This window comes from Sphingobium sp. TomTYG46, assembly GCF_055396345.1.
The window spans coordinates 2,047,458-2,067,453 of the sequence record NZ_AP027324.1 but is presented as its reverse complement, the minus strand read 5'-3'; the positions used below and the strand labels follow the sequence as shown (position 1 = coordinate 2,067,453).

The following is a 19,996-nucleotide window of genomic DNA, read 5'->3' as shown; positions in this document are numbered from 1 at the left end:
CGCGCCTCCTATACGAGAATCAGGATACTGAATGACCGCCGACACCACGCCTCCTTCCGCCGCCCGCCGCCCGCACAGCTTCGCCCACCACGGCATCACGGTGGAAGATCCCTGGGCATGGCTGCGCGATCCGGGTTATCCGGACGTGAAGGACAAGGATGTCCTGTCCTATCTTGAGGCGGAAAACGCCTTTTTCGAAAGCGCCATGCAGCCGCACAAGCGGCTGACCGACGCGCTCTTTGCGGAGATGAAGGGCCGCATCAAGGAAGATGACAGCTCCGTTCCGCAAAAAGACGGCGATTATGTCTATTGGCGAGCGTTCGAAACCGGCGCGCAATATCGCAAATGGTATCGCCGCCCGGTGGCTGACGGCGAGGATCAACTGATCCTGGATGAGCCTGCACTGGCGGAGGGTCATGAATATTTCCGCCTCGGCGCGCTGTCCGTCAGTCCGGACGGCCGCTACCTCGCCTACGCCATCGACAATAATGGCTCGGAACGGTTCGAGGCGCGGATAAAGGACCTGTTCACCGGAGAAATCCTGCCCGAAGTCATCCCCGACACGCTTTCCTCACTCGTCTGGACCAGCGACAGCAAGGGCCTGCTCTACGGCATCGCCAACGATCAGTGGCGCACCGACAATACGCGCCTCCATTGGCTGGGCCAGCCGGTGGAAAGCGATGTGGAGCTTTTCCATGAGGATGATGAGGGCTTTCGCGTGTCGGTTGGCCTCACCTCCTCGGAAAAATGGATCGTCATCGCCACAGGCGACCATGTCACCACCGAAAGTTGGCTGCTCCCCGCCGACAATCCCTTGGCTCAGCCGATGCTGGTGTCCGCGCGCAAGCCGGGGCGCGAATATGATGTCGATGAGCATGAAGACACGCTCTACATCCGCACCAACGACACCCATCCCAATTTCCGGCTGGTAAAAGCGTCGCTGGATGCTCCGGACAACTGGTCAGAAGTGATCGCCGCCGATCCGCACTTTTACCTGACTGATTTCACCCTGTTCAAAAACTTCTACGTCACGGAAGGGCGGCAGGACGGGCTCGACCAGATCGAACTGCGCGATTACGCGACCCATTCGGCCAAGCGGCTTCCATTTCCGGAGGCGAGCTATTCCGCCTCGCTCGACGACAATCCCGAATATGACGTGACGAAGCTGCGCATCGGCTATGAATCCATGGTCACGCCGGATACCATCTATGACTATCACCTCGCCACCGGCGAGCTGGAGGTCCTGAAGGTCCAGGAAATCCCGTCGGGCTATGACGCGACCCGCTACGCAACCGAACGGCTGACCATCCCCGCGCGTGACGGCACGCCCATCCCGGTGTCGATCGTCTATCCCAAGGACCTGCCCCGCGACGGCAGCGCGCCGCTCCATCTCTATGGCTATGGCGCCTATGGCATCGCGATGGAACCGGGCTTTTCGACCAGCCGCCTGTCGCTGCTTGATCGGGGCTTTGTGTTTGTCCTCGCCCATATCCGGGGCGGCGATGACCTTGGCCAGCAATGGTATCTGGACGGCAAACTCGACAAGCGCACCAACACCTTCAACGACTTCGTCGATGTGGCGAAGGGGTTGGTCGAGCGTGGCTACACGTCAAAGGGCCGGATCAGCATCTCCGGCGGCTCGGCGGGCGGAGAGTTGATGGGGGCGGTCATCAATTCCGATCCCGACCTATGGGGCGCCGTCGTTGCGCACGTCCCATTCGTCGATGTCCTCAACACCATGCTAGATGAAAGCCTGCCCCTGACGCCCGGCGAATGGCCTGAATGGGGCAATCCGATCGAGGATAAGGCTGCGTTTGAGACGATCCTGTCCTACGATCCCTACAATAATGTCAGGGCGCAATCCTACCCGCCGCTCCTCGTCACCGCTGGCCTCAACGACCCGCGCGTCACCTATTGGGAACCCGCAAAGTGGGTGGCAAAGCTGCGCGCGACCAAAACGGACCAGAATGTCCTGCTGCTCAAAACCAATATGGGCGCAGGCCATGGCGGTAAATCGGGCCGCTTCGAAAGCTTGCAGGAAACGGCCGAGGAATTTGCCTTCATCCTCTGGCAGTTAGGCGTATCTCAATAGCCGATATCTCTCCCCTCCCTTTTAAGGGAGGGGTCGGGGGAGGGTGCGAGCGCAGCGAGCCAGCGACGGAGCATCAATATAATGTCCTCCACCTACACAACCCGGATCACCGCAGGTCCCGAGCATATCGACATGCTCGGCCATGTGAACAACGCCGTCTGGGTGCAGTGGATGGAGCAGGTCGCGACCGAACATTGGACCCGAGATGCCGCGCCGGAACATCGGGACACCTATCTCTGGGTCGTGACGCGGCACGAGATCGACTATCGCGGCAATGTGCGGGAGGGCGAGATGGTCACCGCGCGCACCTGGATAGCGGAAGCGCCGCGTGGTGCGCGGTTCGACCGGCACATGGAATTCATCGGCCCTGATGGAAAGGTGAAGGTTGCCGCCAAATCCACCTGGGCAATCATCGACCGGACAAGCGGCCGCATCCTGCGCGTGCCAGCCGATGTTGCCGCCCCTTTTCTGCCAGACTGACGACAGCCCGTCTCTCTCCAGCAACCGCGCATCCGGAACCCGGTTCATTCCGGCACGTTACCCGGCTCTCAACAGTCACAGGAGAGAATATGCGTAAATCCGGCTATTCCCTACGCGCTCTTGCCGCCGCTTCGGCGCTTTTCCTCGCGAGCGGTCCCGCGCTCGCAGGCGATGAAGAACAGGCGCTCAAGGCCATCGCGCAGGCGCAGGGCAAGATCGACGCCGCCGCCAAGCTGCAGGCGGGCCGGTTCGACCCGGCCGTTCTCGCCAAAGCTCAGACTTCGCTCCGCCTCGCTCAGGAACGGCTGAAGAGCGGCAAGGAACAGGACGCCATCAAGGCCGCCGTTGAGGCGCAGGGCTTTGCCGACACCGCAATCGGCCAGAGCCAGGTGAGCGTCAAGACCGATGCAGAGGTTCAGGCATCCACCGCCGCCGCCGCGCAGCAGGACGCCGCCGCCGCCAATGCGCGCGCTGATGCCGCCGAACGGGCGGCTGCTTCCGCTGCTGCCGACGCACGGGCCGCACGGGCCGCCGCTGCGACCGTCCCGGCCGCCACCACCGTCACTACCGAAACCGTGAAAAGCGCGCCTGTGGCGACCGTCCGCAAGGCCGCGCCGGTCAAGCGCAAGGTCGTCCGCAAGACGACGTCCGCGCCCGCGCGTGCCACGGTTGTCGAAAAGACGACAACGACCGTCACCAACCGCTGATAGAAAGGCAAGCGGCCTCGCGTCCTGAACCGGGGCCGCTTGCCTAACCTTAGGAAAGGATGCCCACGGCACCTTCCGCCCATAGCAACATGGCCAGGATGACGATGGCACCGGCCCACAGCAACCGCCGCCCGCGCCCGATAATTAGCCGCGCACCGACCTGATAGGTCAGCATAGCGCCGGTGAGCAGCACGCCCGCCGCAAGGAAATCACGGCCGGTCCAGCGCACCTCGTCGGTGAACCGCATTGCGACCAGTGGCATCATCAGGATGATCGCGATCGCCGCCCATGGTGCCAGTCGCCAGCCGCGACCGGCGTCCGTCATCTGCCGCATTCTCACCCCGTCCTCATTGATGCTTCCCTGACAGCGATGCCGTCATCGATCACCGGATTTGAGGGCATCTCCTCTCGCTCTGTCGCCTGGCGCGTCCACATCGCGGCATAGAGGCCATCGGCCCGCACCAGATCAGCATGGCGTCCGCGTTCCACGATCCGTCCCTGATCCAGCACGATGATCTCATCCGCGTCCACCACCGTCGACAGGCGATGCGCCACTACCAGTGTCGTGCGCTTGCGGGAAATATTGCGCAACACATCCTGAATTTCCGTTTCCGTGCGGCTGTCGAGCGCGCTTGTCGCCTCATCCAGCACCAGCACGGGCGGGTCCTTCAGCAGCGTGCGGGCAATCGCCACGCGCTGCTTCTCGCCGCCGGACAGCTTCAGCCCGCGCTCGCCCACGCGCGTGTCATAGCCCTGCGGCAGCCGCATGATGAAGTCGTGGATGGAGGCAGCCTTGGCCGCCGTCTCGATTTCCGCCTGCGTCGCGCCTGCCCGGCCATAGCCGATATTATAGCCGACCGTGTCGTTGAACAGCACCATGTCCTGCGGCACGATGCCGATCGCCGCGCGCAGGGATGCCTGCGTAACCTGCGCAATGTCCTGCCCATCGATCAGGATGCGGCCACCCTGAATGTCGTAGAAACGGAACAGCGTGCGCGCGATGGTGGACTTGCCCGCACCCGAAGGTCCGACGATCGCCAATGTCCGTCCAGCTGGCACGGCAAAGCTCACATCATGCAATATCTCGCGATCGGGATCATAGCCGAAGCGCACATGATCGAAGCGTACTTCCCCCGCGTGAACGTTCAGCGCCGGGGCGTCCGGCGCATCGGCAATCTCCGCCTCCGTATCGATCAGCTTATACATCGCCTCCATGTCGATCACACCCTGCCGGATCGTCCGGTAAACCATGCCCAGCAGATCGAGCGGCCTGAATAGTTGGCTAAGTAACGTGTTAACCAGCACCACGTCGCCGGTCGTGAAGCTGCCCTTGCTCCATCCCCACACGGTATAGCCCATCGCCCCCGCCATCATCAGGTTGGTGATCAGCGATTGGCCGATATTCAGCCAGGCAAGGCTGTTTTCCGATTTGACGGCGGCATCGGCGTAACGCCGCATTGCCGTGGAATAGCGCGCCGCCTCGCGACTTTCCGCGCCGAAATATTTCACCGTCTCGAAATTCAGCAGGCTGTCCACCGCATGGGCGACCGCGTTGGTATCCATGTCCACCATGTCGCGGCGCAGCTGATTGCGCCATTCGGTGATGGTGCGGGTAAACCAGATGTAGAGGCCTACCATCGCCAATGTCGCGACGACGAGGCCCGGCCCGAACTTGACGAAAAAGATGACGCAGACCGCCGCCAGTTCCAGCACCGTCGGCGCAATGTTGAACAGCAGGAAATACAGCATCGTGTCGATGCTCTTGGTCCCGCGCTCCACGATCTTGGTGACCGCGCCCGTGCGTCGATCGAGGTGAAAGCGCAGCGACAGGCGGTGCAGATGCTTGAAGACATCATCGGACAGCCGCCGCCCGGCCTCCTGCCCAACCCGCTCGAACACCGCATTGCGCAGATTGTCGAACAGCACGCTCCCAAACCGCGCGCCCGCATAGGCGACGACCAGGGCTACGGCGAGCGCCACGCCGGGTTCCAGACCCGGCGCCATGCGGTCGATCGCGGCCTTGTAGGCGAAGGGCATCGCCAGGCTGATGACCTTGGCGAATACCACCAGCAGCATGGCAATGGACACGCGCCGTCGCAGTGCTGGGGCGTCCGATGGCCAGAGATACGGAAGAAACCGCCGCAGCGTTGCCCAGACAGGCGGAAGGGGGGTGTTGTCAGGTGTGGATGGCGGCATGGGGCGAATGTAGGCGACCGGCGCTCATCTTATAAGCCCCTCCCGCCTGCGGGAGGGGAGCAGGTAGCAGATCAATCCCGCAACAACTCGTTGATCCCGGTCTTCGACCGCGTCTGCGCATCCACGCGCTTCACGATCACCGCGCAATACAGGCTCGGCCCCGGCGTGCCATCGGGCAGCGGCTTGCCCGGCAAGGACCCCGGCACGATCACCGAATAGGGCGGCACTTCGCCCATAAAGACTTCGCCCGTCGTGCGATCCACGATCTTCGTGGACTGACCGATGAACACGCCCATCGACAGCACCGAACCCTTGCCGATGCGCACGCCTTCCACGACTTCCGATCGCGCGCCGATGAAGCAGTCATCCTCGATGATCACCGGATCGGCCTGCAACGGCTCCAGCACGCCGCCAATACCGACGCCGCCCGACAGATGGACATTCTTGCCGATCTGCGCGCAGCTGCCCACCGTCACCCAGGCATCGACCATCGTGCCTTCATCGACGAATGCGCCGATGTTGACGAAGCTCGGCATCAGGATGACATTCTTGGCGATGTGCGATCCGGCGCGAGCGAAGCTGCCCGGCACCGCGCGGAGGCCGGCGGCGCGAAACGCCCCTTCGTCCCAGCCTGCGAACTTGCTGGGCACCTTGTCCCACCAATGGCCAGCGCCCGGACCATTGTCGATCATGACATTGTCGTTGAGGCGGAAGGAAAGAAGAACCGCCTTCTTCGCCCACTGATTGACCTGCCAGCCCTCCGCCGTGGGTTCAGCAACGCGCAGCTCACCCTTGTCCAGCATCGCCAGCGCCTTGTCCACCGCCTGACGGACTTCGCCCTGCGTGGTCAGGCTGACATTGGCCCGGTTTTCCCAGGCAGCGTCGATGGTGGCGATCAGGTCTTGGCTCATGGTCTTTCCCCAATGATGTCGGCCAAAAATGGCGTCAGATGGTCGGTTTCGAAATCGATATAGTCCGGATGATGCTCATGATTGCCCGCTTCGGAGCCATTATTCACCCAGATGGTGGACATGCCGATCGCCTTGGCGGGCCGCAGGTTGCGCGCCATATCCTCGAAGAAAGCGGCGCGGGTGGGATCGACGCCATGGACACGGCACAGCTCGGCATAACCCGACGGATCGGGCTTGGGCACATATTGGCAGGCATGAATGTCGTGGATCAGTTCGAAAGCCTGACCGAGGCCCAGTCTGTCCAGCACGCGCTGTGCATAATCCGCATCGCCATTGGTGAAGATCAGGCGGCGGCCGGGCAGGGCGGCGATATGCGCATTCAGCGCCTCGTCCACCTCCAGCCGATCCATCGAAATATCATGCACATAGTCCAGGAAGGCACGCGGCTCGATGCCATGATGGTGCATCAGCCCCGATAGCGTCGTGCCATGTTCCATGAAGTAGCGCTTCTGCGTAGCCTTCGCGACATCCGGGTCGCAGCCCAGCAGCCCTTGAATGAACTCGCCCATCTTGACGTCGATCAGCGCGAACAGGTCCGCCTTCGCCGGGTACAGCGTATTGTCCAGATCGAAAATCCAGCAATTGACATGGTCAAGCTCGGCACGCATGGCCGCGCCCTAGTCTTCACAACCCCAAGAGGCAACATCTAACCCTTCTCCCCCACGGGGAGAAGGATATGAAGCCTTGGCCCGAAAGGGCTTAGGCGAAGTTGGATGAGGGGGAAGGGGAGCGAAGTAATATACGCCCTACTCACCAGTTAGGAGGCCATGCTCCTGCGAAGGCAGGAGCCCAGTTTTGTCCTCTCGGCTAGGCTCCTGCCTTCGCAGGAGCACGTTGCACTTACCCGCACCCCGGCACTTCACCATCCTGATAAAAAGCCTGCACAGCCTTCCACGCATCCTCGGCCGTCTCGACCCAGGTCAGCAAATTCAGGTCCGAAGGCGAAATCACCCCCTCATCCGCCAGTGCTTCGAAATCCACGACCCGTGTCCAGAACTCCCGCCCGAACAGCAATATCGGAATGGGCTTCATCTTCCCCGTCTGGATCAGCGTCAGCAGCTCGAACATCTCGTCAAACGTGCCGAACCCGCCCGGAAACACAGCCAAAGCCCGCGCCCGCAAAAGGAAATGCATCTTCCTGAGCGCAAAATAATGGAACTGGAAACTCAATTCCGGCGTCACGAATCGATTGGGCGCCTGCTCATGCGGCAGCACGATGTTCATCCCGATCGTCTGCGCGCCCACATCCGCCGCGCCGCGATTGGCCGCCTCCATGATGGAAGGCCCGCCGCCCGAACACACCACGAAGTGGCGGCATCCCGCCTCATTCACCGGATACTGCGCCGCCATCCGCGCCAGCTTGCGCGCTTCTTCATAATAGCGCGCTTTCTTCCCCAGATTCTCTGCGATCCGCTGCTGGTCCGGCGTCGTGGCGGCGTCGATCCTTGCCTGCACCTGTTCCGGCTCCGGGATGCGGGCCGATCCATAAAAGACGAAAGTGGATTCGATCTTCGCTTCGTCCATCAGCAGCTGTGGCTTCAGCAATTCCAGCTGAAACCGCACGGGCCGCAAATCCTCGCGCAGCAGGAATTCGGTATCCTGAAAAGCCAGGCGGTAGGCGGCGCTGGTGGTTTGCGGGGTGCCGACGGTCTTTTTGGCATCGGCGGCTTCCTGCCGGGCAGGACGGAATTTGCGTTCTTCGATTTCTTTTCTTGTCATTCAACCCAACTTAGGAAGCTCAGCGGCAAAAGCCACCTCTTCCACCCATATCGAAATGAAAATGATCATGATGCGCGACATTATAGTCGGGGCTCAACACCGTGCGGAACCGCTTGCAGGCGCTCGCCCGCACCACCTCCAGAAACTGCCGCGTCTGCCGGTCGCCATTCCATCCCTGCTCGATGGTGATCCGCCGCCCGTCTGACAGGACAAAGGCCGACACATCCACCGCGTTGCTGTGCGCATGTTCGGACAGCCTGCCGCTGCCAGCGATCGGGCGGCAATTATAGGTGCCGAATGTCTCGATCCGCTCGATCTCCGCGCCCAGGATCAGTCGCGCGGCAGGCTGGACGCCATAGCGCGCCCACGCTGCGAAATTGGCCGCCAGCCCGCATGTCATCGCGCCCAGATTGGTGGCAGGCACGCCGATGTCGAGCAACTTGACGCTACCCATCGCGGAACAGCCGCCGCCGAAATTCTGATCAGGCAGGGGGGTGAAAAGCACCGATTGCGATTGCAGCTTCACCAGACATTGCCGCAATTCCATCGGCGGCGGCGCTGACGGACGCGCGCTCTTGACCGGCTTCGATGGACGCTCGACCCGGCCCCGTGGCACCAGATCGCCGCCGCATGACGCCAGTGTCAGGCACAGCGCCAGCAAGGCCGCCTGACCCACGCCGCGCATTGCCGCTTTCCCCCATGCCCGCTCTTTCATGCTCAATCATTTACCACGCGCCGCGAAGCTGTGGGTTAACAACGGCAACGGTTCGTCGCATCCAGATATTCGGCTTGACTCTTAGCGCCCGGTCTTTAGGGCGGCGAGCGGGCCACGCGGTCCCAACGCCGCGCGAGCTCTCTGCAAGGAGAAGCGTACATGACTGATGTGACTGCCGCAGACGCCACTATTGCGCCTGCCGCCAAGCCCGCTACGAAGCCGGCACGCCCCTATTTCTCTTCCGGTCCCTGCGCCAAGCCTCCGGGCTGGAGCGCCGACAAGCTGAGCGCTGAATCCCTCGGCCGCTCGCACCGCGCCAAGATCGGCAAGACCCGCCTCGCTTATTGCATCGATCTGATGCGCGAGCTTCTGAACCTGCCTGACACCCATCGCATCGGCATCGTCCCCGGTTCCGACACCGGCGCCTTCGAAATGGCGATGTGGACCATGCTGGGTGCCCGCCCCGTCACGACGCTCGCTTGGGAGAGCTTCGGTGAAGGCTGGGTGACGGACGCTGCCAAGCAGCTGAAGCTCGATCCCACGATCATCCGCGCCGACTATGGTCAGCTACCCGACCTGAACAGTGTGAACTTCGCCCACGACGTGCTCTTCACTTGGAACGGCACCACCTCGGGCGTGCGCGTGCCGAACGCCGACTGGATCCCGGCCGACCGCGAAGGCCTGACCTTCGCCGACGCCACCAGCGCGGTCTTCGCTTATGAGATCGACTGGACCAAGATCGACGTCGCCACCTTCTCCTGGCAGAAGGTGCTGGGCGGCGAGGGCGGCCATGGCGTGCTGATCCTCGGCCCCCGCGCCGTCGAGCGCCTTGAAACCCACACCCCCGCCTGGCCGCTGCCCAAGGTCTTCCGCCTGATGGCGAAGGGCAAGCTGGCCGAAGGCATTTTCAAGGGTGAGACGATCAACACCCCCTCCATGCTGGCGGTGGAAGACGCGATCTTCGCGCTCGAATGGGGCAAGTCGCTCGGCGGCCTTAATGGCCTGATCGCGCGCAGCAACGCCAATGCGGCCGCGCTCGATAAGCTGGTGCAGGAACGCGACTGGCTTGGCCACCTCGCTGCTGACGCTGCCACCCGCTCCACCACCAGCGTCTGCCTGACGGTCGAGGGTGCGGACGAAGCATTCATCAAGAGCATGGCTGGCCTGCTCGAAAAGGAAGGCGCCGCCTATGACGTCGCGGGTTACCGCGACGCCCCGGCTGGCCTGCGCATCTGGTGCGGCGCGACGGTGGAGACCGCCGACATCGAAGCGCTGGGTCCGTGGCTCGACTGGGCCTACGCAACGGCCAAGGCTGGCTGATTTAGCTTAACCGCGTCACCCCGGCCTTGAGCCGGGGTCCCGCTTCTTCTTCATGTCCGCCCGCAGATAAGCGGGACCCCGGATCAAGTCCGGGTGACGAGGAAACATAGGAATTCGTCATGCCCAAGGTACTCATTTCCGACAAAATGGACCCCCGCGCCGCCGCGATCTTCCGTGAACGTGGCCTGGAGGTCGACGTCATCACCGGCAAGACCCCGGACGAACTGAAAGCGATCATTGGCCAGTATGACGGCCTCGCCATCCGCAGCTCGACCAAGGTGACCAAGGAAATCCTCGACGCCGCGCCCAACCTCAAGGTCATCGGCCGCGCAGGCATCGGTGTCGACAATGTCGATATCCCCGCCGCATCGGCCAAGGGCGTGGTCGTCATGAACACCCCGTTCGGCAACTCGATCACCACTGCCGAACACGCCATTGCCCTCATGTTCGCGCTCGCTCGCCAGCTGCCCGAAGCCAACACCCAGACGCAGCAGGGTCTGTGGCCGAAGAACGGCTTTATGGGCGTAGAAGTCACCGGCAAGACGCTGGGCCTCATCGGCGCGGGCAATATCGGCTCGATCGTCGCCAGCCGCGCGCTGGGTCTCAAGATGAAGGTCGTCGCCTTCGATCCCTTCCTCACCCCGGAACGCGCCGTCGAAATGGGCGTGGAGAAGGCGGACCTCGACACGCTGCTGGCGAAGGCAGACTTCATCACGCTGCACACGCCACTGACCGACCAGACCCGCAATATCCTGAGCAAGGAAAATCTCGCCAAGACCAAGAAGGGCGTGCGCATCATCAATTGCGCCCGTGGCGGCCTGGTCGATGAAGCCGCGCTCAAGGAATCGATGGATTCGGGCCATGTCGCTGGCGCCGCGCTCGACGTGTTCGTGCAGGAACCGGCCAAGGAATCGCCGCTGTTCGGGACGCCCAACTTCATCTGCACCCCGCATCTGGGCGCATCGACCGACGAAGCGCAGGTCAATGTCGCGCTTCAGGTGGCTGAACAGCTCAGCGACTATCTGCTCGACGGCGGCATCACCAACGCCCTGAACGTGCCGAGCCTGTCCGCTGAAGAAGCCCCCAAGCTCAAGCCCTATATGGCGCTGGCCGAAGAACTGGGCAGCCTCGTCGGCCAGCTCGAAGGCGACCGCATCCAGGGCGTTTCGGTCGAGGTCGAAGGCCATGCCGCCGAACTCAACCAGAAGCCGATCACCGCAGCGGTCCTCGCAGGCCTGATGCGCGTCTATTCGGACACGGTGAACATGGTCAACGCGCCTTTCCTTGCAAAGGAACGCGGCCTCGACGTGCGCGAAGTGCGTCATGACCGCGAGGGTGACTACCAGACCCTCGTTCGCGTCACGGTGAAGACCGAAGCAGGCGACAAGTCGGTCGCTGGCACGCTGTTCGGCCATGGCAGCCCGCGCCTTGTGGAGCTGTTCGGCATCAAGGTCGAAGCCGACCTCGAAGGCCATATGCTCTACATCGTCAACCAGGACGCGCCCGGCTTCATCGGCCGTCTCGGCTCGACGCTCGGCGAAGCAGGCGTCAACATCGGCACCTTCCACCTTGGCCGCCGCACCCAGGGCGGCGAAGCCGTGCTGCTGCTGTCGGTCGATGGTGCGGTCAATGACGATGTGCTCAAGGCCATCTGCAACCTGACCGGCGTGAAGACGGTGAAGCTCCTCCGCTTCGCGTAACTCTGAAAAGCCCTCCCCCCTCGGGGGGAGGGTTTGGGAGAGGGGGAGCAACGGTGCGTCTCGACCCAAAGCTCAAGGAACGCGCGAGACAAATGCGCGCCAACCCCACGCCCGCCGAACAAAAGCTATGGCTCGCACTTCGAGCCAACCGCTTCGAAAACCAACAGTTCACCCGCCAGACGATCGTCGCGCCCTACATCGCAGACTTCGCCTCCAAAGCGGCAAAGCTCATCATAGAAATCGATGGGGATACACATTCCGCCAAAGATCGCTATGACGCACGGCGAACGGAATTTCTGGAATCGCTAGGATATCGCGTGCTTCGTTTCGGCAACCCGGATGTGATTGGCAATATTGAAGGTGTGCTGGGTGTGATTGCACAAGCGTTGCGCGCAGTCCCCCTCTCCCCACCCTCCCCCCGAGGGGGGAGGGCTTAAGATGAGCATCCCCCCCGGCCTCCTGCCCGAAGGACTGTCCGACCGCCTGCCGCCGCAGGCCGAAGCCTCCGCGCGCCTCGCGCGCCGCGTGCTCGATACGGTCGCGTCGCACGGTTATGAGCGGGTCATGCCGCCGCTCGCCGAATTTGAAGAAACACTGGTCAGCCGCCTCAAATCCATGCGTGCGCAGGATCTCGTCCGCGCCGTCGATCCAGTGTCGCAGCGCAGCCTGGCGCTCCGCCCCGACATGACCGCTCAGGTCGGCCGCATTGCCGCGACCCGTCTCGCCAGCGCGCCGCGCCCGCTACGCCTGTCCTATGGCGGCCCCGTGATCCGCCTGAAGGCCAACCAACTCCGCCCCGAACGCGAACGGCTGCAAGTCGGCGCCGAACTCATCGGCAGCGATAGCGTTGCCGCAGCCGTCGAGATCGTGAATGTCGCAATCGAGGCGCTCCAGGCCGCGGGCGTCACCGGCATCACCATCGATTTCACGCTGCCCGACCTGATCGACAGCCTCGCCGCCGGTCCTCTCCCGCTCGCGGGCAAAGACATCGAAGCCGTCCGCGCCGAACTCGACGCCAAGGATGCTGGCGCGCTCGCCGCGATCAGCCCCGCCGCCGCAGCCTATCTCCCGTTGATGGAAGCGACCGGCCCCTTTCACCCCGCGATGGAGAAGCTCGAAGCGCTAAATGCCCAGCTCGGCGGCGCGATCGACAGCCGAATCGCAGGCCTGCGCGCCATCGCTAGGCCGATCGGCTGGGACATCACGCTGACCCTCGATCCCACCGAACGCCACGGCTTTGAATATCAGAACTGGTTCGGCTTTTCGATCTTCGCGGAAGGCTTTATCGGAGAGATTGGCCGGGGTGGCAGCTACGCCATCACCCGCGCGGACGGCTCGGAAGAACCGGCGATCGGCTTCTCGCTCTATCCCGATCCACTCATCGACGCGGGCTTCGGCGCGGAAACGCCTCAGCGGCTCTTCCTGCCCCTGCACCATGACGAAAGTCGCGCCGCGCAACTTCGCGGGCAGGGTTGGCAGACCGTCGCAGCCCTTACAGGCCAGGAAAATGGGGAAGCGCTGCGCTGCACCCATTGGCTGGATGGCGACGAACCGCGCCCTTACTGACTTGACGAACATGGGGCAGCGCCGCTAACGCGCCCCCGCATAGGGCGATCACGCCCACTCGATCCCACCGGCATGCCGAGTCCCGTCGAAGGGCATGGCCGGTCACCGCGGCGGGCGGAAGGACTTTATCTGTGGCAAATGTGACCGTGATCGGCGCTCAATGGGGCGACGAAGGCAAGGGCAAGATCGTCGACTGGCTGTCGGAGCGCGCCGACGTCGTCGCCCGCTTTCAGGGCGGCCACAATGCCGGCCACACGCTGGTCGTGGGCGAGAAGGTCTATAAGCTCTCCCTGCTCCCCTCGGGCATCGTGCGCGGCACGCTGTCGGTCATCGGCAATGGCGTCGTCCTCGATCCCTGGCACTTCCGCGATGAGGTCGCCAAGCTGCGCGGGCAGGGGGTCGAGATCACGCCCGACAATCTCCAGATCGCCGAAACCTGCCCACTGATCCTGCCCTTCCACCGCGACCTTGATGGCCTGCGGGAAGACGCATCGGGCGCAGGCAAGATCGGCACCACTCGCCGTGGCATTGGCCCCGCCTATGAAGACAAGGTCGGCCGCCGCGCCATCCGCGTCTGCGACCTTGCCCATCTCGACGATCTCGGCCCGCAGCTCGACCGCCTGACCGCCCATCACGACGCCCTGCGCGCAGGCTTCAACGAAGCGCCGATCGACCGCGATGCCTTGATGGCGGAACTGCGCGACATCGCCAGCTTCATTCTGCCCTTCGTAAAGCCGGTCTGGCTCACCCTCAACAAGGCGAAGGCGGCGGGCCAGCGCATCCTGTTCGAAGGCGCGCAGGGCACCCTGCTCGACATCGACCACGGCACCTATCCCTTCGTCACCTCGTCCAACACGGTCGCAGGTACGGCGGCGAGCGGCACGGGCCTTGGCCCCAACGGCGCGGGCTTTGTGCTGGGCATTGTCAAGGCTTACACCACCCGCGTCGGCTCCGGCCCCTTCCCGACCGAACTGGAAGACGAAACCGGCCAGCGTCTGGGCGAACGCGGCCATGAATTCGGCACCGTCACCGGCCGCAAGCGCCGCTGCGGCTGGTTCGACGCCGTGTTGGTGCGTCAGTCGGTCGCAGTATCGGGCGTCACCGGCATCGCGCTGACCAAGCTCGACGTGCTGGACGGCTTCGATACGCTCAAGATCTGCGTCGGCTACAAGATTGGCGACCAGACCTACGACTATCTCCCCGCCCATGCGCAGGATCAGGCGAAGGCCGAGCCGATCTACGAGGATATCGAAGGCTGGCAGGACACCACGGCGGGCGCCCGCAGCTGGGCCGACTTGCCCGCTCAAGCGATCAAATATATCCGCCGGATCGAGGAACTGATCGGCTGCCCGGTCACGCTCGTTTCCACCAGCCCCGAGCGCGAGGACACCATCCTCGTGCGCGATCCCTTCGCGGATTGATCGGCATGGCAGGCGATCGCTTCGAACGGCACAAGCAGCCCTGGACAGCGGATGAGCTGCAAAAGCTTCACTCGCTTGCCAAAAAGGGCATGGCGCTAAAAGCGATCGCCAAGGCGCTGACCCGCAGCGAGGAATCGGTAAAAGCCCGCGCCAAGCAGGACGGGCTTTCGATAGCCAAGCTGCGGTAAAGCCTGATCCCTAACCCCGTTATGCCAGCGAAAGCTGGCATCTCGGGCCTCACGCCGTGCCCTATCTCCTGAGATGCCAGCCTTCGCTGGCATGACGAATGAAGGGGTGAGCCGATATGCTGGACGCGCGCTCATGCCGATGCGACAAACCTCCCCTTAACAGCAAGGGAGCGCCGCGATGCCACTCAACCTCCTCATCCTCTACGGCTCCTACCGGCGTGGCCGCATGGGCATCCGCCTCGCCGATTATCTCATCAACGGCTTCCAGCAACTCGGTCACAAACCCGAACTCATAGACGCGATGCAGGTCGGCCTTCCCATGCTCGACCAGCGCTACAGTGACTACCCGCCCGGCCAGGCCCCCGCAGCCATGGCCGCGCTGGCCGATCGCCTCACCGCTGCCGATGCCTTCGTCTTCGTGACCGGCGAATATAATCGGGGCGTTCAACCCGGCCTCAAAAATCTCGTCGATCACTATCTCAAGGAATTCGACCGCCGTCCTGCCGCGATCGCCAGCTATTCGGCGGGCCGCTATGCCGGGGTCAACAGCCACGCCGCCTGGACCGTGACGCTGTCCGCCATGGGTATGGCCGTCATCCCCGAACGTTTGAGCGTCGGTCAGATCGCCCAGACGCTTGATGAGCAAGGCCAGCCACAGGGGGACGGCGGCGCGGCGCTGGAGCGCGGTTTTGCGGGTTTCGCGAGCAGCCTCATCTGGTGGGCGGAAGCGGCGAAGGCGGCACGTTGACCTTTCCCCACTGCAAAAATGGCGTAACGCGCGGCCCGTAAATTGCCCCCCGCCCGCATCCAAAGGACGGCAGCTTTGTTTATGCCCTCCTGTCCTGAAATCCGGAGAAATGCATGATCGTCAATGCCGCGCCCAGCCTCCGCCAGATTGCGAGTGAAGTGTGGAAGCCGCTCGCCCTGTTGTTCATCTGGGACTGCGCGGTCACGATCACCTATTTCATCCTGCCCTTTCGCGCGCCACCGCTGCCGCTTACCCTGTTCGGCTCGGCGCTGGCGCTCTTCCTCGGCTTTCGCAGTAACTCATCCTATCAACGCTGGTGGGAAGGACGCATCCTCTGGGGCGCGATGATCAATGCTTCGCGCAGCCTGGCGCGCGCCACGCGCAACTTCCTGCCCGATCCCGAAGCGCGGGACCTGAAGCGAGAGATCATCAAACGGCAGATCGCCTATGTGAACGCGTTGCGATGCCAGTTGCGCCGCCAACCCTTCGACGACCGCGTCACCGGCTTTATCGAGGAACGGGACAAGGGGCAGGCTCTTGCGCGCACCAACCCGGCCAATGGTCTGCTGGACAGCACCGGGCGGCGGATCGACATCGCCCGGCGGGAAGGATGGATCGACACTGTCCAGCAAACGCAGATGGAAAGGACGCTGGTCGATATTTCGAACGCCCAAGGGGGCATGGAGCGGCTCAAGAACACGCCGCTGCCGATCCAGTATCGGTTCCTGCCGACTCTGTTCACGCATCTCTTCTGCGTGCTGCTGCCGATCGGGCTGGTGGAAACCCTTGGCCTCGCGACGCCGCTCGGGTCGACGGTGGCGGGCCTCATGTTCCTCGCCGTGTTGCGGATCGGGGATGATCTGGTCGATCCTTTCGCGGGCAGCGTACATGACGTGCCGCTGTCGGCCATGTGCCGCACGATCGAGATCGACCTGCTTCAATCGATCGGCGACGATGCGCCTGTACCAGATCAGCCGGTCAGGGGCATATTGTGGTAGCGGTCAGCTTCGTGGATCTTCGTCCACCATGTCCGACGCCAGCTCCAAACCCGCCCGGCCATGCGCGGGCGTATGGGCCGGGGCCTTGGGATGCGGCACAAATTCGGGTTCCTCGACCTCCAACATGCCTTCCCATTTGGTGATGACCGATGTGGCGATGGCGTTGCCCAGTACGTTGGTGGCGGTGCGGCCCATGTCCATGAAATGATCGACGGCCAGGATGAAGGCGATGCCCTCGACCGGCAGGTCGAACTGCCCCAGCGTCGCCGCAACGACGACGAGCGAGGCGCGCGGGACGGCGGCGATGCCCTTGCTCGTCACCATCAGGACCAGCAGGATGGTGATCTGCGTCGCAATCGGCAGGTCGATGCCATAGGCCTGCGCGATGAAGATCGTGGCAAAGGTCGAATACATCATCGACCCGTCGAGGTTGAACGAATAGCCAAGCGGCAGCACGAAGCTGTAGATGCGCCGGGGAACGCCGAACCTGTCGAGTTGCTCCAGCATCTTGGGATAAGCCGCCTCTGATGATGCGGTGGAAAAGGCGATCAGCAACGGCTCGCGCACATATTTGATCAGCTTGACCATGCGCCGCCCCAGGAAGATCGCACCCGCGCCACAGAGCAGCAGCCACAGCGCGAAGAGCGACAGATAGAATTCGCCGACCAACTCGCCAAAGGTCTTGAGCACGCCCAGCCCCTCGGTCGTGATCGCCGACGCCAGTGCCCCGAACACGGCAAGGGGGGCGACGCGCATCACATAGCCCGTCACTTGCAGCATCAATTCGACCATCGCCTCGATCACGATGACGATCGGCTTGCCCTTTTCGCCAATGGCGGTCAGCGCGACGCCTACGAACAGCGAAAAGACGACGATCTGGAGGATCGAATTTTCCGCCATCGCGCCCACCATGGACGTGGGGAAAACATGCAGGACGAAATCCCTGAAATTGAGCGCTTCGGTGTTCACGCCGGATTGCGCGCCTGACCGGACGAGGTTCAATCCTTCACCCGGCGCGAAGAAATTGACGAAGAAGAGGCCCAGCGTCAGCGAAATCAGGCTGGCTATGATGAACCAGGCCAGCGCCCGGCCACCGATCCGCCCCAACGCCGCGCTGTCGCCCATATGCGCGATCCCCGCGACCAGCGTGGAAAAGACCAGCGGCGCGATAATCATCTTGATGAGGTGCAGGAAGATGTCGGCCAGCAGGTGGAAATATCCTGCCACATCCTTGGCGATGGCCTTGTCGGCCCCGACCCATAAATTGGCCGCAAAGCCGGTGAGAACGCCCAGGATCATGCCAGCAAGGATGAAGGCCGTCAGTCGATTCCGCATGCAACCCCTCTTAGCCGTTCACCCGCACATCTAACAGGCGTCCGAGCGGCCGCCTATCCTCTTGAAAGAACAACTACAGGCTTTCCTCGCCCTGAAAAAACCTGCTCTATCCTCCGTTCGCCCTGAGCCTGTCGAAGGGCTTTTCTTCTCTTCAAGTGAAGGGCTTCGACAAGCTCAGCCCGAACGGGGAGTGGAGTTGAGTAGAGGCTCAAGGATAAAGCAGCCCCTCGCGCCAACCATCGCCGTCCCGCTCGAACAGCCGCCGTTCGTGCAGCCGATGCTCGCGGTCCTGCCAGAATTCGATCCGCTGCGGCACCACGCGAAATCCTGACCAGTGCGGCGGGCGGGGCACAGGCCCGCCCTCGAACCGCGCGACCGCATCGTCATAGCGGGCCATGAAAACATCCCGAGACGGCAGCGGCCGCGACTGGTCCGAAGCCCATGCGCCCAGCTGGCTGTCGCGGCTGCGCGTCGCGAAATAGGCGTCGGCGGTCGCCTCATCGACCGCCTCGACCGGTCCCTCGATGCGAATCTGGCGCCGCAGCGATTTCCAATGAAACAACAGCGCCGCATGCGGATTGGCGAGCAAATCCTCGGCCTTGCGCCCTTCGAAGTTCGTATAGAAGACAAAGCCTTCCGGCCCATGCCCTTTCAGCAGCACCATCCGCACCGACGGCCGCCCGCGCGCATCGGCGGTTGCCAGCGCCATCGCGTTGCTGTCGTTGATTTCGGCGTCGCGTGCTTCGCCATACCATTGGTCGAACAGGGTGAAGGGATTGGTCATGCTGCTGATCTACGGCTGGTTTCCGTTCATGTCGATGGCCGCGCCGCTTGAACGATCGTGACTATTTCGCCACATAAGGTGCAAATCAGCTTTCACGAACAAGGATAGACACTCGGCAATGGCGGATCCCTACTCCACTCTGGGCGTCGCGCGCGGCGCGAGCGAGGCAGAGATCAAGTCGGCCTACCGCAAGCTCGCCAAGGAGCTTCACCCCGATCGGAACCAGGACAATCCCAAGGCGGCGGAGCGTTTTTCCGCTGTTTCGGGCGCCTATGACCTGCTGTCGGATAAGGACAAGCGTGCGCGCTTCGACCGTGGCGAGATCGATGGCGACGGGAATCCCACCGCCCCCTTCGGATTTGGCGGCGCTGGCGGCGGCGGTTTTCGGGGACGTCCGGGTGGCGGCGGCGGTTTTGAATTCAACGAAGGCGCCGACTTCGGCGACATCTTCGAAGGATTGTTCAGCGGCGGCGGCGCCCGGCGCGGTGGCGGCGGATTTGGCGGCTTCGGCCGCGGCGGCGCGCCGCAGAAGGGGGCCAATGTCACCTACCGCCTCGCCGTCGCCTTCGTCGATGCGGCCACGCTCGCGCCGCAGCGCATCACCCTGCAGGACGGCAAGACCATCGACCTCAAGCTGCCCGCCGGGGTCGAAACCGGCACGCAGATGCGGCTGTCGGGGAAGGGGCAGGCAGGGCCAGCCGGAGCAGGGGACGCGATCGTCACCATCGAGGTGAAACCGCACCCATTCTTCACCCGCGACGGCGACAATGTGCTGCTCGACCTCCCCATCACGCTCGACGAAGCGGTGAAGGGCGGCAAGGTGAAAGTGCCCACCGTCGATGGTCCGGTGATGCTCGGCGTCCCCGCCGGGACCACATCGGGCAAGACGCTGCGCCTACGTGGCAAGGGCTTTACGCACAAGGCGGGCGAACGGGGCGATCAACTGGTCCGGCTGCTGATCGACATACCCGGTGACGACCCGGCGATCCTGTCGCTCGTCGAAAGCTGGCAGGATGGCCGCGCCGTTCGCGCCCATCTGGGCGTCTAGGACGTTAG

Annotated in this window: 20 protein-coding genes; 12 read left to right on the top strand and 8 right to left on the bottom strand. The window is 63.2% G+C overall.

Annotation, left to right across the window (positions count from 1 at the left end):
- Positions 1–31 precede the first annotated feature (31 nt).
- The 3 genes from ACZ5YV_RS10490 to ACZ5YV_RS10480 all read left to right on the top strand — a co-directional run bounded on the left by ACZ5YV_RS10490 (position 32) and on the right by ACZ5YV_RS10480 (position 3,279).
- Positions 32–2,092: a S9 family peptidase gene (locus tag ACZ5YV_RS10490; RefSeq protein WP_464787565.1), complete on the top strand. Its 2,061-nt coding sequence runs from the start codon at positions 32–34 to the stop codon at positions 2,090–2,092.
- A gap of 81 nt (positions 2,093–2,173) precedes the next feature.
- The gene (locus ACZ5YV_RS10485) at positions 2,174–2,572 is read left to right on the top strand and encodes an acyl-CoA thioesterase (RefSeq protein ID WP_464787564.1); all 399 of its coding nucleotides are present in this window, start codon (positions 2,174–2,176) and stop codon (positions 2,570–2,572) included.
- Positions 2,573–2,661: 89 nt separating this feature from the next.
- Entirely contained in the window at positions 2,662–3,279 is a 618-nt protein-coding gene (locus tag ACZ5YV_RS10480) for a hypothetical protein (RefSeq protein WP_464787563.1), read from the top strand.
- Positions 3,280–3,328: 49 nt separating this feature from the next.
- Here ACZ5YV_RS10480 and ACZ5YV_RS10475 read toward each other — a convergent pair whose 3' ends face one another.
- The 6 genes from ACZ5YV_RS10475 to ACZ5YV_RS10450 form a co-directional block, all read right to left on the bottom strand.
- The gene (locus ACZ5YV_RS10475) at positions 3,329–3,613 is read right to left on the bottom strand and encodes a hypothetical protein (RefSeq protein WP_464787562.1); all 285 of its coding nucleotides are present in this window, start codon (positions 3,611–3,613) and stop codon (positions 3,329–3,331) included.
- Positions 3,614–3,615: 2 nt separating this feature from the next.
- Complete coding sequence (locus tag ACZ5YV_RS10470) at positions 3,616–5,475, bottom strand: ABCB family ABC transporter ATP-binding protein/permease (protein WP_464787561.1); 1,860 nt, start codon at positions 5,473–5,475, stop codon at positions 3,616–3,618.
- A gap of 71 nt (positions 5,476–5,546) precedes the next feature.
- On the bottom strand, positions 5,547–6,386 hold the full coding sequence (gene dapD / locus ACZ5YV_RS10465; RefSeq protein ID WP_464787560.1) for a 2,3,4,5-tetrahydropyridine-2,6-dicarboxylate N-succinyltransferase: 840 nt from the start codon (positions 6,384–6,386) through the stop codon (positions 5,547–5,549).
- Positions 6,383–7,054 (bottom strand): pyrimidine 5'-nucleotidase, encoded by a 672-nt coding sequence (locus tag ACZ5YV_RS10460; protein ID WP_464787559.1) that lies wholly within the window; start codon positions 7,052–7,054, stop codon positions 6,383–6,385. Before ACZ5YV_RS10460 ends, dapD begins: the two co-directional genes overlap by 4 nt.
- Positions 7,055–7,286: 232 nt before the next feature.
- The gene (locus tag ACZ5YV_RS10455) at positions 7,287–8,165 is read right to left on the bottom strand and encodes an LOG family protein (protein WP_464787558.1); all 879 of its coding nucleotides are present in this window, start codon (positions 8,163–8,165) and stop codon (positions 7,287–7,289) included.
- A 19-nt stretch (positions 8,166–8,184) separates the two neighbouring features.
- Entirely contained in the window at positions 8,185–8,880 is a 696-nt protein-coding gene (locus ACZ5YV_RS10450) for an extensin family protein (protein WP_464787557.1), read from the bottom strand.
- A 159-nt stretch (positions 8,881–9,039) separates the two neighbouring features.
- Here ACZ5YV_RS10450 and ACZ5YV_RS10445 point away from each other — a divergent pair, with 159 nt between their 5' ends.
- The 8 genes from ACZ5YV_RS10445 to ACZ5YV_RS10410 all read left to right on the top strand — a co-directional run bounded on the left by ACZ5YV_RS10445 (position 9,040) and on the right by ACZ5YV_RS10410 (position 16,821).
- A complete protein-coding gene (locus tag ACZ5YV_RS10445; protein ID WP_464787556.1) occupies positions 9,040–10,200 on the top strand; it encodes a phosphoserine transaminase in 1,161 nt (386 codons plus the stop codon).
- Between the two features lie 119 nt (positions 10,201–10,319).
- Entirely contained in the window at positions 10,320–11,900 is a 1,581-nt protein-coding gene (gene serA, locus ACZ5YV_RS10440; protein WP_464787555.1) for a phosphoglycerate dehydrogenase, read from the top strand.
- 92 nt (positions 11,901–11,992) lie between these two features.
- Positions 11,993–12,337 carry an endonuclease domain-containing protein gene (locus ACZ5YV_RS10435; protein WP_464787554.1) on the top strand — a complete coding sequence of 115 codons (345 nt, stop codon included), beginning with the start codon at positions 11,993–11,995 and terminating at the stop codon, positions 12,335–12,337.
- A gap of 1 nt (position 12,338) precedes the next feature.
- Positions 12,339–13,466: an ATP phosphoribosyltransferase regulatory subunit gene (locus tag ACZ5YV_RS10430; RefSeq protein WP_464787553.1), complete on the top strand. Its 1,128-nt coding sequence runs from the start codon at positions 12,339–12,341 to the stop codon at positions 13,464–13,466.
- A gap of 131 nt (positions 13,467–13,597) precedes the next feature.
- Positions 13,598–14,887, top strand: a complete 1,290-nt coding sequence (locus ACZ5YV_RS10425; protein WP_464787552.1) for an adenylosuccinate synthase — start codon at positions 13,598–13,600, stop codon at positions 14,885–14,887.
- A 5-nt stretch (positions 14,888–14,892) separates the two neighbouring features.
- A complete protein-coding gene (locus ACZ5YV_RS10420; RefSeq protein ID WP_062113188.1) occupies positions 14,893–15,075 on the top strand; it encodes a hypothetical protein in 183 nt (60 codons plus the stop codon).
- Positions 15,076–15,253: 178 nt separating this feature from the next.
- Complete coding sequence (locus ACZ5YV_RS10415) at positions 15,254–15,823, top strand: NADPH-dependent FMN reductase (RefSeq protein ID WP_464787551.1); 570 nt, start codon at positions 15,254–15,256, stop codon at positions 15,821–15,823.
- Between the two features lie 113 nt (positions 15,824–15,936).
- On the top strand, positions 15,937–16,821 hold the full coding sequence (locus ACZ5YV_RS10410; RefSeq protein WP_464787550.1) for a bestrophin family protein: 885 nt from the start codon (positions 15,937–15,939) through the stop codon (positions 16,819–16,821).
- A 3-nt stretch (positions 16,822–16,824) separates the two neighbouring features.
- On the opposite strand, the gene ACZ5YV_RS10405 is transcribed toward ACZ5YV_RS10410, so the two are convergent.
- On the bottom strand, positions 16,825–18,156 hold the full coding sequence (locus ACZ5YV_RS10405) for a dicarboxylate/amino acid:cation symporter (protein WP_464787549.1): 1,332 nt from the start codon (positions 18,154–18,156) through the stop codon (positions 16,825–16,827).
- Positions 18,157–18,364: 208 nt separating this feature from the next.
- Entirely contained in the window at positions 18,365–18,940 is a 576-nt protein-coding gene (gene pdxH / locus ACZ5YV_RS10400; RefSeq protein WP_464787548.1) for a pyridoxamine 5'-phosphate oxidase, read from the bottom strand.
- A gap of 118 nt (positions 18,941–19,058) precedes the next feature.
- On the opposite strand from pdxH, the gene ACZ5YV_RS10395 reads away from it, so the two are divergent.
- The gene (locus ACZ5YV_RS10395; RefSeq protein ID WP_464787547.1) at positions 19,059–19,988 is read left to right on the top strand and encodes a DnaJ C-terminal domain-containing protein; all 930 of its coding nucleotides are present in this window, start codon (positions 19,059–19,061) and stop codon (positions 19,986–19,988) included.
- Positions 19,989–19,996: the final 8 nt, after the last annotated feature.

Coding starts and splice junctions, on each gene's coding strand:
- ACZ5YV_RS10475 (WP_464787562.1), bottom strand. CDS start 3,613: ATGCGGCAGATGACGGACGCCGGTCGCGGCTGGCGACTGGCACCATGG.
- ACZ5YV_RS10455 (WP_464787558.1), bottom strand. CDS start 8,165: ATGACAAGAAAAGAAATCGAAGAACGCAAATTCCGTCCTGCCCGGCAG.
- ACZ5YV_RS10485 (WP_464787564.1), top strand. CDS start 2,174: ATGTCCTCCACCTACACAACCCGGATCACCGCAGGTCCCGAGCATATC.
- ACZ5YV_RS10395 (WP_464787547.1), top strand. CDS start 19,059: ATGGCGGATCCCTACTCCACTCTGGGCGTCGCGCGCGGCGCGAGCGAG.
- ACZ5YV_RS10430 (WP_464787553.1), top strand. CDS start 12,339: ATGAGCATCCCCCCCGGCCTCCTGCCCGAAGGACTGTCCGACCGCCTG.
- ACZ5YV_RS10420 (WP_062113188.1), top strand. CDS start 14,893: ATGGCAGGCGATCGCTTCGAACGGCACAAGCAGCCCTGGACAGCGGAT.
- ACZ5YV_RS10450 (WP_464787557.1), bottom strand. CDS start 8,880: ATGAAAGAGCGGGCATGGGGGAAAGCGGCAATGCGCGGCGTGGGTCAG.
- ACZ5YV_RS10460 (WP_464787559.1), bottom strand. CDS start 7,054: ATGCGTGCCGAGCTTGACCATGTCAATTGCTGGATTTTCGATCTGGAC.
- ACZ5YV_RS10445 (WP_464787556.1), top strand. CDS start 9,040: ATGACTGATGTGACTGCCGCAGACGCCACTATTGCGCCTGCCGCCAAG.
- pdxH (WP_464787548.1), bottom strand. CDS start 18,940: ATGACCAATCCCTTCACCCTGTTCGACCAATGGTATGGCGAAGCACGC.
- ACZ5YV_RS10490 (WP_464787565.1), top strand. CDS start 32: ATGACCGCCGACACCACGCCTCCTTCCGCCGCCCGCCGCCCGCACAGC.
- ACZ5YV_RS10435 (WP_464787554.1), top strand. CDS start 11,993: ATGCGCGCCAACCCCACGCCCGCCGAACAAAAGCTATGGCTCGCACTT.
- ACZ5YV_RS10480 (WP_464787563.1), top strand. CDS start 2,662: ATGCGTAAATCCGGCTATTCCCTACGCGCTCTTGCCGCCGCTTCGGCG.
- ACZ5YV_RS10410 (WP_464787550.1), top strand. CDS start 15,937: ATGATCGTCAATGCCGCGCCCAGCCTCCGCCAGATTGCGAGTGAAGTG.
- ACZ5YV_RS10470 (WP_464787561.1), bottom strand. CDS start 5,475: ATGCCGCCATCCACACCTGACAACACCCCCCTTCCGCCTGTCTGGGCA.
- ACZ5YV_RS10405 (WP_464787549.1), bottom strand. CDS start 18,156: ATGCGGAATCGACTGACGGCCTTCATCCTTGCTGGCATGATCCTGGGC.
- serA (WP_464787555.1), top strand. CDS start 10,320: ATGCCCAAGGTACTCATTTCCGACAAAATGGACCCCCGCGCCGCCGCG.
- dapD (WP_464787560.1), bottom strand. CDS start 6,386: ATGAGCCAAGACCTGATCGCCACCATCGACGCTGCCTGGGAAAACCGG.
- ACZ5YV_RS10415 (WP_464787551.1), top strand. CDS start 15,254: ATGCCACTCAACCTCCTCATCCTCTACGGCTCCTACCGGCGTGGCCGC.